This window comes from Caballeronia sordidicola, assembly GCF_000729995.1.
GTDB lineage: Bacteria > Pseudomonadota > Gammaproteobacteria > Burkholderiales > Burkholderiaceae > Caballeronia > Caballeronia sordidicola_A.
Genome location: NZ_JNFG01000202.1, coordinates 359,526 through 374,381, shown reverse-complemented (window position 1 = coordinate 374,381; position 14,856 = coordinate 359,526). Strand labels below are relative to the sequence as shown.

Sequence of the window (14,856 nt, the reverse complement as noted above, 5' to 3'; positions counted from 1 at the left end):
GAAACAGTAAGCGAAGCAGCGGGTCAAGGTTCATGACCCGCATGATAGCGGTTACAAACCACTGCCGTAGATAACGCCCCCTTACGCCGCGTTACCGCCCTCCGGTTCGACTTCGTCGGTGAGCGCTTCTTCCAGGCGCTTGAAAATCCGCTTGGTCGCGCCGCGCGCATGCAGCGCGAAGAGCAGCAACGATCGTCCGGTTACCTGATAGATCGCGCCCGAATCGAAGTCTTCCAGCTCTTCGCGGATTGGCGCGTTAGTGTCGATCAGGCAACTCCACTGGTCACTGCCCGGGATCTCGGGCAGCGTCAGGTCCACCACGTCGTGATGCGCATTGATCACGATCAGCAGCGTGGCGTCCGATGCCGGTCGGCGAATGCCCGTCGCTTGAGCGCGGCCGTCAATCACGAGCCCGAAGCAGCGCATCGACGGATCGTCCCATTGTTCGGGCGTCAGTTCCTCGCCCGATGGGCTCAGCCATTTGACGTCGGAGAGTTCCAGGTCTTCATGGAACTCTCCCGTCAGGAAACGTCCGCGACGCAACACCGGCAGCGTGTGCCGCAACGTCGTGAGCTTGCGCACGAAATCGTTCAGCGCGCGGCCGTCGTCGTCGATATCCCAGTTGACCCAGCTGATGTCGTCGTCCTGGCAATACGCGTTGTTGTTGCCCTGTTGCGTGCGGCCGAATTCGTCGCCGGCAAGGATCATCGGCGTGCCTTGCGAGAACAGCAGCGTAGCCAGCATGTTGCGTTTCTGGCGTTCACGCAGCGCCCGGATTTCAGGGTCGTCAGTCGGTCCTTCCGCGCCGCAATTCCACGAGCGGTTGTCCGAGCTGCCGTCATTGTTGTCCTCGCCGTTTGCCTCGTTGTGCTTCTCGTTGTACGAGACCAGGTCGTTCAACGTAAAACCGTCGTGCGCGGTGATGAAATTCACGCTCGCCCACGGACGGCGGCCGCGATGGTTGAAATGATCGCCGGAACCGGTGATGCGCGTGGCCAACTCTGCCGCCACGCCCTCTTCGCCCTTCCAGAACTCGCGCACGGTATCGCGGAACTTGTCGTTCCATTCCGCCCAGCCCGGCGGAAAACCACCGACCTGATACCCGCCCGGACCGCAATCCCAAGGCTCGGCGATCAGCTTCACGCTCGAGAGAATCGGGTCCTGCCGGCAACTGTCGAGGAAGCCGCCGCCTTCGTCGAAGCCGTAGGTCTCGCGGCCGAGGATGGTCGCGAGATCGAAACGGAAACCGTCCACGTTCATCTCGGTTACCCAGTAGCGCAAGCTGTCGGTGACCATCTGCAGCACGCGCGGATGCGACAGGTTGAGCGTGTTGCCCGTGCCGGTATCGTTGATGTAATAACGCTTGTCTTCAGGCAAGCGATAGTACGACGCGTTGTCGATACCTTTGAACGACAACGTCGGGCCGCGTTCGTTGCCTTCGGCGGTGTGGTTGTACACCACATCGAGAATGATCTCGAGACCGGCTTCGTGGAAGCGGTCGATCATCTGTTTGAGTTCGGCGACCGCGCCCGGGCCTTGCGCAAAGAAGCGCGGATCGGCCGCGAAAAAGCCGATCGTGTTGTAGCCCCAGTAGTTGGTGAGACCTTTGTCGGTGAGATGGCTATCGTCTACGAATGCATGAATGGGCAGCAATTCAACCGATGTCACCCCCAGGCTCTTGATGTGCTCAATAACCTCCTTCGTGCCCAATCCCTCGAAGGTGCCGCGCAAATGCTCAGGTACAGCCGGGTGGCGTTTCGTGTAACCGCGCACGTGGGTTTCGTAGAAGATGGTCTGTTCCCAAGGTACGCGAACGCGTGTCGGGTGAACCCACGAAAAACTCTGATCGACCACCTGGCACTTTTGCACGAATGGCGCACTGTCGCGTTCATCGAACGTGAGGTCGTCGCCGTCCGCGTTCAGCGTGTAGCCGAACACCGCCGCGTCCCACTTCAACTCACCCACGTGCGCCTTCGCGTACGGGTCGAGCAACAGCTTGTTCGGGTTGAAACGATGTCCGTTCTCCGGCTCGTAAGGACCGTGGACACGATACCCATAGACCGCGCCCGGTTTCAGACCGAATAGATAGACGTGGAAAACTTCATCGGTGTATTCAGGCAATTCGATACGTTCGAGTTCCTTCTCGCCGAGTTGATCAAAGAGGCACAGTTCGACTTTCGAGGCGTGAGCGGAGAATAAGGCGAAGTTGACGCCCTCGCCGTCCCAAGTCGCGCCGAGGGGAAACGGCGAGCCTTCGGCAATGCGGATATCGTGTGCCATGTATGCGTGTGTCCAGGTGTTGGATGCTTCAATCGATATGTGATGGTGCTTCAACCCGCCGCGCCGCGAGCGCATGGCGAGTTGCCAGCCGGGATGAAACAACGGATTGCGACGCCCTGCGTGCGACGTCTTCCCGAGCCCACGGGCAGAAGGAACAGCAGGTTTCGTGCCCATCGAGGAGCGTCCTTTTCGGACAGCTTTGGCGGCTGCTGCAAAGCTCCTCGCGGCGCCGCCCGAGAAAACGTAGCAGTGCGATGGGCGCGAACGAGGGGAAAACAATCAGAATTCATCCGCCAAACCCTGTCCGATCCGCCGATGACGTCAAAAACCCGGGACGCAAATGCAACCGATTCGCTATGATTGTCGCTATCCGTTTAAAAAACGGTGAAAGCCTGAACAGAAAGCAAAGCCAGGACGGCGGCAGGAAATGAGGACCCGCGAGGACACGCGCACGTCGTCGAATGGCACATCCCTTGCTGCCGATTCTTATGATCTTTAATGGAGGAAGCAACGCATGAGCATGATTGAGGAGTTCAAGAGCTTCGCCCTCAAGGGCAACGTGATGGATCTGGCGGTCGGTGTGATTATCGGCGGCGCGTTTTCGACCATCGTTAATTCGATCGTCAAGGATTTGATCATGCCGATCGTGGGGCTAGTCACGGGCGGGCTTGATTTTTCCAACATGTTCATCAAGCTCGGCAACATCCCGCCCACGTTCAAGGGCAATCCCGACTCGTACAAAGACTTGCAGACGGCGGGTGTCGCCGTGTTCGGTTACGGTTCGTTCATTAGCGTGCTGATCAACTTCATCATCCTGGCGTTCATCATTTTCCTGATGGTCAAGTTCATCAACAAGCTGCGCCGGAACGAGGAGCCAGCACCGCCGCCTGCTGTAACGCCTGAAGACGTGTTGTTACTGCGCGAGATCCGCGATTCGCTGAAGGCCTCACCCCGCATCTGACCTGCTGGCCTGACGTGAGCCTCTAAGACAGCGGCGACCCAGAAAAGCCCGTGACGGCCGTCGCGGGCTTTTTCGTTTTCGGGCGCAACCGTGAGGTTGGTTGCCTTCGTGACACGCGTTTGAATTTTCTGGCGATTTTTCATCGCAGTGAGGTTTCGTAGGTCTATTATTGAGACAGAAACATGCGAGCCGCAGCAGGGTTATCGGCATGATTCGTGCGCCACCGTCAGGTCGGTCCGAGCATGACCGGCGTGCGGTGTCCTAAACTGAATCGCCGTGAATCCACCACTTCGATGTGCTATAAAAGATCGACGTGTCCAGACAAACGAGCGGCCCGCCAGACGGGAGTGGCCGCATGAGGACGCTGCGTTTTTTGCAATTCTTTTTCAGGCGAATTTTTATGTCCTTCCCGAAAAAGCGTAGACGCGCAAAGGTCGATGGCGACGAGTCTTTCCTCGCCGTGCTTAGGCATTTCAAGCCGTTCGGCCAGCTCGATACCAAGATCGCACGGGCGCGCGCACAGGATGAACCGGTGTTGTATGCGCATGTGCTGCCGGGGCTTGATGTGCTTCTTTGCAGCGTTCGGGGTGCGCAGCCGCCGTACCCGGCGGTGGAGGAGTTGCATCGACGGTGCATCGAATGTATTACGAACGCGCTGGAGCAGCCGCTCGATGGGCTTGAGAATGGCGGTTACTGGTATGAAGCCAACGGGTTTGGGGTTTTAGTGTTTGCGAGCCGGGCACGGACGCAGATTTTGAGTGAGTTCGGCGCGTCGGCGAGTGCGAGGACGAGGCGCGGCGCGCGGCGGCAGGATGCGGGGGATGCGGCTTCTAGGCCCCTACGGTAGGTGTTCGCACCGGTGGACGGGGTTTTTCTGGGGGTTTGGGGGGTTAGCGGTCGGGGTTAGTGTTCGGTTGCCAGGTTCCTGCGTTAGCGGTCGGAGTCGTTGCTGGGTTGCTGCTTTCGGGGTTTGTGGTCTGCTTGAGTGAGCTATTTTCTTTATCACTATTAGCCACTGCGCGTGGCAGCGCGTCATTTCTTTGTCCAAAGCGACAAAGAAACGAAGCAAAGAAAGCGCTTTCAAAACGCGGGCTCGTAAGTTGACCTAGCGTGCCGTTTCCGCGTTTTTGGCACCCCAAAAGCACGGTGCTCGCCAGAGCGACGGATGTGTGAAACCCTCTTTCTCCGAACACGGATACCCACACGCTTCGCCACCAGTGACTGAACCTGCCCAAGGCGCACCCCGCGCTATCCGCGACACCGCGCGCGAACTGACCCGCATCGCCTCTCCTGCCCTCCGTAAAAGAACTGAGTGCGTCCGGTTCTCCCCTGGCGCATGATTTGCTCAGTCCTACGAACGCCACTTCTACGTGCCATGCCAACAGGCTGCAATCAAAGGAGATCACAATGACCAATCACGTCTACAAACAAATCGAACTCACCGGCTCGTCCAGCCAATCAAGCGACGACGCAATCCGCATTGCGCTCGAAAAAGCCTCAAAAACCCTCCGCAACCTCCACTGGTTCGAAGTCATCGGCACCCGGGGGCAAGTCGAGGACGGCAAGGTCGCTCACTGGCAAGTCACGCTTAAAGTTGGCCTGCGAATCGACGATTAAGATTAATCACGACGCAGACAATAAAGGCCGCGCTAACCTAAGCGCGGCCTTTCTTATGACGGAAACGATGACAAACACCCGGTAAGTTTTGCGAAGCCGCACGCCCTCCCTGTGGTATCGCCTACTACCCCGTTCCCGAGTTACTTCGGCAAGGATCCGTCAACGCCTTCAACGTACCAGTTGATACGCTGCAACTCCGGATCGGTCAGGTTCTGGCCAGCCGCAATCTTGACCGCACCCGACTGATCCTTGATCGGACCCGTGAACACGTCCCACTTGCCACTCTGCAACTGTTCACGCTTAGCCTCGACCGCCTGCATCGCCTTGGCCGGCACCACCGCCGTATTCACATCCTCAAGATCCACCGCCTTTTGTGGCATCCCGAGCCAGACCGGATCGGTCTTGACCTTGCCATCAAGAAGCTGCTGCACCATCGTGTTGTAGTACACCCCCCAATGCTGTACTACCGAGCCCAGGTGCGCGCTCGGCCCAAACTTCTTCATGTTCGAATCCCACCCAAACGCGTACACCTTCTTCTCAGCAGCCGTCGCCAGCGTCGCGTTCGAATCAGTGTTCTGCAACAACACATCTGCCCCCTGCCCGATCAACGTTTCAGCCGCCTGCTTTTCCTTGCCCGGATCGAACCAGCTATTAATCCAGATCACTTTCGTATGGATCTTCGGATTCACCGAACGCGCACCCATCGTGTAGGCGTTGATGTTGCGGATCACCTCCGGAATAGGCACCGATGCTACAAACCCCAGCGTATTCGTCTTCGTGACATAACCCGCCGCCACGCCGGCAAGATACGCGCCCTGGTACATCCGATCGTCAAAGACGCCGAAGTTTTTCGCTTTCTTGTAACCCGTCGCGGTCAGGAACGTAATGTCCGGATAGTCGCGCGCCACTTTCAGCTGGAAGTCCTGGTAACCGAAACTGGTCCCCACGATAACCTTGTTGCCCTTCGCAGCCAGATCGCGGAACACACGCTCCGAATCCGCCGACTCCGGCACGTCTTCCACCCGCGTGATCTTGATCTTGTTGCCGTACTTGGCCTCCACTTCCTTCGTGCCGGCATCGTGGGCAAAGGTCCAGCCTGCATCGCCGGGGTTCCCAAGGTAGACAAACGCGATGCCCGGCGCGTCAGCGGCCCGCGCCGGACCGGCAACCATCGTGGCGGATAGCGCGAGCATGGTGCCCACGGCCCCGGCCGCGCCCAAAGTGTTCAGCCAGCTTTTCTTCATCGTGTTTCTCCTGTCGATGGTTCTATGGTGTTTGTAAAAATCGTGCTGCAATGTTTTGGGCCAAAAGCCGGCCGTAGTTCGAAATGTCAGTCCGCTTTCAAGCGCGTCAGCATGTGCAACGACCTTGCGCCCTATCGATCACCGGGCTGACCGCGCTCGCGGGTGCCAAGCGTCAGCGCCTGACAAGTCGCGCATGGCATTCGCAGTGGCATGCGCGTTCGCGTTCGGACGCAGCCACCCGGCGAGCACCGCGCCCCAACCATCAGCTAGCTGCAAAAAACGGCTTGCCGAGCGACGTAGGCGCGTTCAGCTTGATCGTGTTCGGATTGCGCGAAATGATCACCAGCACAACGATCGTCGCAATGTACGGCAGCATCGCAAGGAACTGCGTCGGGATGGGCACGCCAATGGCCTGCGCGTAAAACTGCAAAGCCATCACGGCGCCGAACAGCAACGCGCCGATCAGCAGCCGCCCCGGCCGCCACGTCGCGAACACGACCAGCGCCAGCGCGATCCAACCGCGCCCAGACGTCAGCTGTTCCTGCCACAAATGCAGATAGACGATCGAGTAATAACCACCCGCAATACCCGCCATTCCGCCACCGAAAAGTGTCGCGCCGTAACGCACGCCGACCACCGGAAAACCCACGGAATGCGCAACCGAAGGCGACTCGCCCACCGAGCGCAGCACCAGCCCCGCGCGGGTTCGATACAAAAACCAGCTGATCACGCCGAACATGATGAACGCGAGATAACCCAGCGGCGTCAGCGTGAAAAACGCGGGGCCGATCACGGGAATGGAGGTAAGACCGGGAATGGGCAGCACGTCGATAGTCGCGCGCACAGCCGCCGACGTATAAGGCTTGCCGATATACGCCGAAAACCCAATGCCAAAAATAGTCAGCGACAACCCCGTGGCGACCTGGTTCGCAAGCATGGTGATGGTCAGGAACGCGAACACGAGCGACATCAGCACGCCCGCGACAATCGCGCCCAGAATGCCGAGCCACGGATTACCGGTGATCGCGGTGACGGCGTAACCGGTCACGGCGCCCATCAGCATCATGCCTTCCACGCCAAGGTTCAACACCCCCGACTTCTCCGCCACGAGCTCCCCAGCGCCCGCGAACATCAGCGGAATGGCGGCGACGACTGCGCTCGAGGAAAGCGAACTGGCCTGATTGATATCCATAAGGTTTCTAGTCCGCTTTTGATTACGAATGCGCGTGCGTCGCGACCCGGCGCCGCACGCGATAGTTGACGAACAGGTCCGCGCCCAAAAGGCAAAACAGCAGCAGCCCCTGGAACACGCCGGCGAGCGCCTGCGGCAATTGCAGCGACGTCTGCACCGCTTCGCCGCCGAGATACAGCAACGCCATCAGCAAGCTCGCGAGCACGATGCCAATCGGATGCAAGCGGCCGACAAACACTACGATGATCGCGGTAAAGCCATACCCCGGTGACCAGCTCGCCTGCAATTGCCCGATCGGCCCGGCCACCTCGCCCATGCCGGCCAGCCCAGCCAGACCGCCACTCAGGAGCAACGAGGTCCAGATGGCCTTTTTATCGGAGAAACCGGCGTAACGGGCTGCCAGCGGCGCCAGGCCACCCACGTTCATCCGATACCCCGCGAAGCTCTTGCGCATGAACAACCAGACAAGCGGAATCGCGATCATCGTCATGAATACGGACGCATTGATCCGCGTGCCCTTCAGCCATGCCCAGCCCCAATCGCCGTAAAGGCGGGGGTATAGCGCCGAATCGCCGAACATCGCCGAGATCGGGAAGTTCATGCCCTCAGGGTCACGCCATGGACCGCTCACCAGATAGATCAGCAACTGCGTCGCGACGTAGGTGAGCATCAGGCTCGTCAGGATCTCGTTGGTGTTGAAACGGCTCTTGAGCAACGCGGGAATCGCCGCCCACGCCATGCCGCCTATCACGCCGCCAATCATCATCAGCGGCAGGATCCACCAGCCGGTGGCATCTCCCAGATGAATCGCGATGCCGCCCGCCACGATCCCGCCCAGCAGCATCTGCCCTTCGGCGCCGATGTTCCACACATTGGCCCGATACCCCACCGCCAGCCCCAGCGCGATCAGGCACAGCGGCGACGCCTTCAGCACGAGTTCAGACCAGCCGTTCACGTTCGACAAGGGTTCGATGAAAAACCCGTGCATTGCGCGCAAAGGGTCCTGGCCCACGAGCGTAAAAATCAGGAAGCCGATAATCAGCGTCAGCACCGCCGCGACCAGCGGCACGGCAAGCTGCATGGCACGGGACGGCGTCGGACGCGCTTCGAGTCGATAAGGAAAATTCATGTCGGGGCCGTGGTGTCGAGGGCGACGGAGTCAGCGCGATTGCCATCGAAGAGACCGGCCATGAACAGGCCGATTTCTTCTGCATTAGTCAACCCGGTTTCACGGACCGGGGAAAGCTTGCCGCGAGCGAGAACGGCGATGCGGTCGCAGATATCGAAGAGTTCTTCCAGCTCCTCCGAAATCACGAGGATCGCCACGCCGCGCGCAGCCAGATCCAGCAGTTGTTGACGGATGAAACCCGCTGCGCCGACATCGACGCCCCAGGTCGGTTGCGCAACGACGAGCACCTTCGGTTCCTGCAAGATCTCCCGTCCCACGATGAACTTCTGCAAGTTCCCGCCCGAGAGGCTTTGCGCGAGCGCGCCGTTGCCGCCGCAGCGGACATCGAATGCGCTGATGCAGCGGTCGGCAAACGCGCGCATGGTTTTTGTGCTGATCCAGCCGCCACGCACCATGTGTTCGCGATGTCCTGTCAGCAGCGCATTTTCCGCCAGCGACATGGCCGGCACCGCGCCGCGCCCGAGCCGTTCCTCGGGCACGAAGGCGAAGCCGAGCGTGCGCCGTCCGCCCGCGCTGTAGCGCGCGGCGGGCTGACCGACGATGGTGATGGCATCGGGGGCCACATGTTTATCGCGAATCTCGCCTGAGAGCGCAGCCAGTAACTCGGCCTGTCCGTTCCCCGAAACCCCCGCGATGCCGAAAATCTCCCCCGCGTGCACGGAGAACGAGACGTCCTGCAGCGACGTACCGAACGGATCGGCGCTGGCGACAGACAAGTTCTTCACCGCGAGCTTCACGTCGCCCGGCGTATGTTCGCGGCGGGTGTAATCGGGTAGCGAATGCCCGACCATCAGTTGTGCGAGCGATGCGTGGGTTTCCTTGCGCGGATCAACGCTCCCTGTCACGCGGCCACCGCGCATGACGGTCGCGGTCTGGCACAACGCCTGGATTTCATCGAGCTTGTGGCTGATATAGAGAATGCTGCATCCCTCCGATGCCAGCCGTCTCAACACCGTAAAGAGCTTTTTAACCGCCTGTGGCGTGAGCACGGACGTGGGTTCGTCCATGATCAGCAGACGCGGGTTCTGCAGCAGACAACGCACGATCTCCACGCGCTGGCGTTCGCCCACCGCGAGACTGTGCACGTGGCGTTGCGGATCGACATCGAGCCCGTATTCCGCCGATACCTCGCGAATCCGCTTGCCGAGCGTCTTGAGATCGAATTTATCGTCGAGAGCAAGCGCGATGTTCTCGCCCACCGTCAGCGTCTCGAACAGTGAAAAGTGCTGGAACACCATGCCGATGCCCAGCTTTCTCGCGGCCGCGGGACTGCCGATCTCGACCGGTTCGCCCTCCCAGCGAATCTCGCCTTCGTCGGGACGTACCGCGCCGTAGATGATCTTCATCAGCGTGGACTTGCCCGCGCCGTTCTCGCCGAGCACGGCGTGGATTTCACCCGGTTCGACGATGAGCGTCACGTCGTCGTTGGCCTTGACGGCGGGATATTGCTTGCTGATGCCGTGAAGCGCGAGGCGCGATGTAAGCGCACCGCCCGGCTGAATGGATGAAGAAATGGCGTCGCCCATATGGACTCAGAAAGTGCGGAAAGCGCGCAAAACCGGGATGACCGGCATGTGGGCAACGGAAACTTGCAGTCTGCGAGTAAAAGATACCCAAAACGGTGCGGGCCGTCGATTACTCAAAATAGTGCGCGCAATTAGCAACAGCACGGTGTTGCACAGCTTGCAACGAGTGTGCTTGCGGGTATGCCCAGCTTGACGGAAACAATGTGTCATATTAAAAACGATATGTTCTGCACCCTGGTCGATCAGCCTGACCGTATATTGGAGAGAAGATGAGTCAGCAACGCGAAGCGATCGACACTTACCTGTTACGCGTCCTTCACACCCTCTTGATGGAGCGCAGCGTCACGCGCGCGGCCGTCAAGCTCAATCAGTCACAACCCGCCATCAGCGCGGCGCTCCGGCGCCTGCGCGATATCACCGGCGATCCGCTGCTCGTGCGCGGCAAAGCCGGCATGGTGCCGACCGAGTACGGCCTGCGCCTGCTCGAACCCACGCAAAACGCGCTGCGTGAGATCGAACGCATCAAGGTTCAGCAGCACAACTTCGAACCCTCGACGTCCGTGCGGTGTTATCGCATTGGCTGCCCGGACTATTTAAACGTGCTGTTTGTGCCGACCGTGGTGGAGCGTTTTCGGATAGCCGCGCCCAACGCCACGCTCGAATTTCATTCGCTGGGTCCCGCTTTCGACTACGAACTCGCGCTGGAGGACGGCAAGCTCGACATCGTGGTGGGCAACTGGCCCGAGCCGCCTGAACAACTGCATCTCTCGAATCTTTTCGTCGATAAGATTGTCTGTCTCGTCAGCTCGAATCATCCGTTTGCACGCCGCGGCGCGCTCACGCTCGACCAATATCTCAACGCGCCGCATCTCGCACCTACGCCGTATTCCGTGGGCCAGCGCGGCGCTATCGATGTGCATCTGGCACGCGAACGGCTCAAGCGGCATGTGGTTGTTACGCTGCCCTACTTCAATCTCGCACCGTATGTGCTGATCAAGTCGGATCTGGTTTTCACCACCACGCGCCTGTTCGCCGATCACTACGCCAAGTTCTTGCCACTGACCGTGGTCCCTGCTCCGCTCGATTTCCCGCCGATGCAGTACTACCAACTGTGGCACGAGCGCTGCCACTACTCCGACGAAGTGCGCTGGCTACGCCACCTCGTCGCCGATGCCACCCGCTCGCTGATCGAAGCGCCTTAACCTGGATGGCCGCTTAGTTGGCCATGGCGATCAACTGGCCGGCCAGCCGGTTGTGACGCTCGACGATCGGTCCAAGATCGACCGTCGTCAACTGGCCGTGGCGCACCACTACCTTTCCGTCGATAACACTCGTCGATACCTGCGGCGGCGCGCAGAACACCAGCGCCGCGACGGGATCGTGCAACGCGCCCGCAAAGCCGTGCTGGCTCAGATCGAAGGAAACGAAATCGGCTGCCATGCCAGGCGCCAACGCGCCGATATCATCCCGGCCCAGCACCTTCGCGCCGCCCAGCGTGGCGATTTCGAGCGCTTCGCGTGCGCTCATGGCATCGGGACCGAAACCCACGCGCTGCAATAACAACGCTTGCCGCACTTCGGCGACCATCTGCGCGCCATCGTTCGATGCCGATCCGTCCACGCCTATTCCGACCGATACGCCCGCGTCTCGCATCGCCCGGATGGGTGCGATGCCCGACGCCAGCCGCATGTTCGAACATGGACAATGCGCGACACCCGTTCCCGTACGCCCAAACAACTCAATACCCGCACGGTCCAGCTGCACACAATGCGCGTGCCAGACATCCGGTCCGACCCAGCCCAAATCTTCCGCATACTCGGCCGGCGACATGCCGAACTTCTCGCGGCTGTACGTGACGTCGTTCACGTTCTCGGCGAGATGCGTGTGCATCGATACCCCGTATTCCCGCGCCAGCAGCGCCGAATCGCGCATCAACTCGCGGCTGACCGAGAACGGCGAGCACGGTGCCACGACCACGCGCAGCATCGCGTAACGGCCTTCATCGTTATACGTTTCGATCAGGCGCTGCGTGTCCTTCAGAATCGCATCTTCTCTCTCGACCACTGAATCGGGCGGCAAGCCGCCGTCCTTTTGCCCGACGCTCATGCTGCCGCGTGCCGCATGAAAACGCATGCCGATCTGCTGCGCCGACGCAATGCTATCGTCCAGGCGCGAACCATTCGGATAAATGTAGAGATGATCGCTCGACGTCGTGCAGCCCGAGAGCAGCAATTCGGCCATGGCGGTCAGCGTCGATACCTCGATCATCTCGGGCGTCAGGTTCGCCCAGATTTTGTACAGACTGGTGAGCCAGCCGAACAACTCCGCGTTCTGCGCCGCCGGGACAGCACGCGTGAGGCTTTGGTACATGTGGTGATGCGTGTTGACCAGGCCAGGAGTTACCAGATGACCCGACAGGTCCAGCACCTCGTCCGCGTCGTGCGGCAAGTCGCTTGTCGCGCCGACCTGCGTGATCCGATTGCCTTCGATGTACAAGCCGCCGTTGGGAATCTCGCGTCGTGTCTCGTCCATGGTGACGAGCACGTGCGCGTTCTTCACCAGCAATGTCCGGGGTTTCTGTTGCATGCCGATCTCCGCTATTTCACTGTTTTACCGAGGGCGCAAAAGCATAAAAGCACCACTTGAATCCGCGCCTGTTACCCGGTTACCCAGCGTCGATCGCCGTCTTCGGGATGCCCAGCGAGCCTTCGTGTACGCCGCTGTGCAAGACGCTACTGTCCGTAGCCAAAAAGCCCCTGACAATGCTGACACTGCCATAGTTGTCTTCACGGACTCAATATGATCGTGAATTTTGGCTCGCGTAGCATCGCCGGGAAGCGGTAAAAAGGGCTGCAACGAAGCGCTGCAACGCTGACGTTTCCTTTACGAAAGCGCAATAAGCGGGCGACCGATATGTGCTGGCGATTATCTTGCCTATCGCGGGCGTTATGATCACCGCAACTTTTTACAATGCTGTACACGGCGCGCATCCTCTCACGCCGACGGGTATGTAGCCACGCTTGTGGAGCCTCGATCCGCCGCTGATTGTCGAAACATGGACGAGAACTCAGACGGTTCGATGCGCAGCCGCTCCTCGCACACTACAAGGACAACGCGAATGGGCAAGCTCACAACCCACGTACTCGATACCGCGCACGGCCGCCCCGGCACCGGTATCAAGGTCGAACTTTTCGTGCTGACCGGCGACGCCCGGCGCGCGCTCCTCACCACGCACACCAACTCGGACGGCCGTTGCGACGCGCCGTTGCTACAGGACGACGCGTTCGTCGCCGGCGAATACGAACTTGTATTTCACGCGGGGGCTTATTTCGCAGCTAGTGGCGTTGATCTACCTGAGCCGCGTTTCGTGGATCAAGTGGTGCTGCGTTTTGGTATTGCCGATGCCACGTCGCACTATCACGTACCCCTGCTGGTTTCGCCCTGGGCATACAGCACGTATCGCGGTAGTTAAGGTTTTTATCTGAGATTCACTTAGTTTGAATCAGTTCGGCCGACGCTTTTTCATCCAGCGTCCGTCCGATGGTTCGATAACAGAATTCGTGGTGGAGACGTTTCATGGAAGGCTTTATTGTTGACTGGCTGAATCTTGCTTTGCGCTGGCTGCATGTGGTGGTGGCGATTGCGTGGATTGGCGAGTCGTTTTATTTCGTGGCGCTCGACAACAGCCTGAAGCCGCCGAAAGACCCCGCTGCGACCAAGCGCGGTGTGTTTGGCGAGTTGTGGCATGTGCATGGCGGCGGTTTTTACAACATGCAGAAGTACACGGTTGCGCCGCCGAACATGCCCGACGACCTGCACTGGTCGAAGTGGCCTTCGTACACTACGTGGATGTCGGGCTTTGGCCTGTTCATGGTGTTGTATCTGTTCTCGCCGAGCACGTATCTCATCGATAAGAACGTGCTCGATATGGGACCCGTGGTGGCGGTTTCATCGGCGCTGGGGTTCTTGCTGGCCGGCTGGATTGTGTACGACTCGCTGTGCCGCGCGCTGGGCAATCGCGATGGTCTGCTCGGGATTTGCGTGGGCGCCTATGTGGTCATCGCGGCGTGGCTTGCTTGTCATGTGTTTGCAGGGCGTGCCGCGTATTTGATTACGGGCGCGACGTTGGCCACGATCATGTCGGCGAACGTATTTTTCGTGATCATTCCGGGTCAACGGAAGATGGTTGCAGCCATGCTCAAGGGCGAAGTGCCTAATGCCATTTATGGCAAGCGTGGCAAGCAGCGCTCTGTGCACAACACGTACTTCACGTTGCCGGTGGTGTTCGTGATGTTATCGAATCACTACGCGATGACTTATACGCATCCCTATAACTGGGCTGTGTTGCTGATCATCATGTTGGCAGGTGCGCTGATTCGACAGTTCTTCGTGATGCGCCATCGTGGGCAGGTGTTGTGGTATTTGCCAGTGATTGGTGTGGTGCTGATGTTTGGCGCGTTTGCGTGGACCATGCCGAAGGGTGTGCCGACGGTTGCGCCAGTGGCTGGAGCGCCTGCGATTCGCGTGGCCGATATTGAGCCGATATTGCAGCAGCGGTGCGCGACGTGTCATGCCGCTCATCCGACGATGATGGGGGCTGCGCCGGCGGGGGTTTTGCTGGATACGCCCGAGTCGATTTCGGTGAACGCGCAGCGGCTTTATCAGCAGGCTGTGGTGTTGAAGGCGATGCCGTTGGGGAATGTCACGCAGATGACTGATAAGGAACGCTCAAAGATTGCCGCGTGGTTCCAGGGTGGGGCTTTGAAGTAGGATTCTGTTTTACTCGTGATTGGATTTTGCGCGGGCCTTGGGCGGTGATGGCCAGAGCGGATAGAAGCCTGCAATTG

The 14,856-nt window shown here is 59.6% G+C and carries 12 protein-coding genes; 6 read left to right on the top strand and 6 right to left on the bottom strand.

The annotated features are described in order from the left end of the window. Positions 1 to 81: 81 nt before the first annotated feature. A complete protein-coding gene (glgX, locus tag FH08_RS0142035) occupies positions 82 to 2,280 on the bottom strand; it encodes a glycogen debranching protein GlgX (RefSeq protein WP_031364107.1) in 2,199 nt (732 codons plus the stop codon). A gap of 514 nt (positions 2,281 to 2,794) precedes the next feature. On the opposite strand from glgX, the gene mscL reads away from it, so the two are divergent. From mscL to FH08_RS0142020, 3 genes are all read left to right on the top strand, one after another. Next, positions 2,795 to 3,241 carry a large conductance mechanosensitive channel protein MscL gene (mscL, locus tag FH08_RS0142030; protein WP_031364106.1) on the top strand — a complete coding sequence of 149 codons (447 nt, stop codon included), beginning with the start codon at positions 2,795 to 2,797 and terminating at the stop codon, positions 3,239 to 3,241. A gap of 355 nt (positions 3,242 to 3,596) precedes the next feature. After that, positions 3,597 to 4,088 carry a hypothetical protein gene (locus FH08_RS0142025; protein WP_031364105.1) on the top strand — a complete coding sequence of 164 codons (492 nt, stop codon included), beginning with the start codon at positions 3,597 to 3,599 and terminating at the stop codon, positions 4,086 to 4,088. Positions 4,089 to 4,648: 560 nt separating this feature from the next. Then, on the top strand, positions 4,649 to 4,858 hold the full coding sequence (locus FH08_RS0142020) for a dodecin (RefSeq protein ID WP_031364104.1): 210 nt from the start codon (positions 4,649 to 4,651) through the stop codon (positions 4,856 to 4,858). Positions 4,859 to 4,998: 140 nt separating this feature from the next. On the opposite strand, the gene FH08_RS0142015 is transcribed toward FH08_RS0142020, so the two are convergent. From FH08_RS0142015 to FH08_RS0142000, 4 genes are all read right to left on the bottom strand, one after another. Then, positions 4,999 to 6,102, bottom strand: coding sequence for a BMP family ABC transporter substrate-binding protein (locus FH08_RS0142015; RefSeq protein WP_031364103.1), 1,104 nt, complete (start codon positions 6,100 to 6,102; stop codon positions 4,999 to 5,001). A 262-nt stretch (positions 6,103 to 6,364) separates the two neighbouring features. Further along, positions 6,365 to 7,294, bottom strand: a complete 930-nt coding sequence (locus FH08_RS0142010) for an ABC transporter permease (RefSeq protein WP_031364102.1) — start codon at positions 7,292 to 7,294, stop codon at positions 6,365 to 6,367. Positions 7,295 to 7,316: 22 nt separating this feature from the next. Further along, positions 7,317 to 8,423, bottom strand: a complete 1,107-nt coding sequence (locus FH08_RS0142005; protein ID WP_031364101.1) for an ABC transporter permease — start codon at positions 8,421 to 8,423, stop codon at positions 7,317 to 7,319. Further along, positions 8,420 to 10,009, bottom strand: coding sequence for an ABC transporter ATP-binding protein (locus FH08_RS0142000; RefSeq protein ID WP_031364100.1), 1,590 nt, complete (start codon positions 10,007 to 10,009; stop codon positions 8,420 to 8,422). The genes FH08_RS0142005 and FH08_RS0142000 overlap by 4 nt, the downstream gene beginning before the upstream one ends. A gap of 269 nt (positions 10,010 to 10,278) precedes the next feature. Between FH08_RS0142000 and FH08_RS0141995 the strand changes: the two genes are divergently transcribed. Next, positions 10,279 to 11,211 carry a LysR substrate-binding domain-containing protein gene (locus FH08_RS0141995; RefSeq protein WP_031364099.1) on the top strand — a complete coding sequence of 311 codons (933 nt, stop codon included), beginning with the start codon at positions 10,279 to 10,281 and terminating at the stop codon, positions 11,209 to 11,211. Positions 11,212 to 11,224: 13 nt separating this feature from the next. Here FH08_RS0141995 and FH08_RS0141990 read toward each other — a convergent pair whose 3' ends face one another. Then, positions 11,225 to 12,595, bottom strand: a complete 1,371-nt coding sequence (locus tag FH08_RS0141990) for an 8-oxoguanine deaminase (RefSeq protein ID WP_031364098.1) — start codon at positions 12,593 to 12,595, stop codon at positions 11,225 to 11,227. Between the two features lie 532 nt (positions 12,596 to 13,127). On the opposite strand from FH08_RS0141990, the gene uraH reads away from it, so the two are divergent. Both uraH and FH08_RS0141980 read left to right on the top strand, forming a co-directional pair. Continuing rightward, complete coding sequence (gene uraH / locus FH08_RS0141985; protein WP_031364097.1) at positions 13,128 to 13,481, top strand: hydroxyisourate hydrolase; 354 nt, start codon at positions 13,128 to 13,130, stop codon at positions 13,479 to 13,481. Between the two features lie 104 nt (positions 13,482 to 13,585). Then, complete coding sequence (locus tag FH08_RS0141980; protein WP_031364096.1) at positions 13,586 to 14,779, top strand: urate hydroxylase PuuD; 1,194 nt, start codon at positions 13,586 to 13,588, stop codon at positions 14,777 to 14,779. Positions 14,780 to 14,856 lie beyond the last annotated feature (77 nt).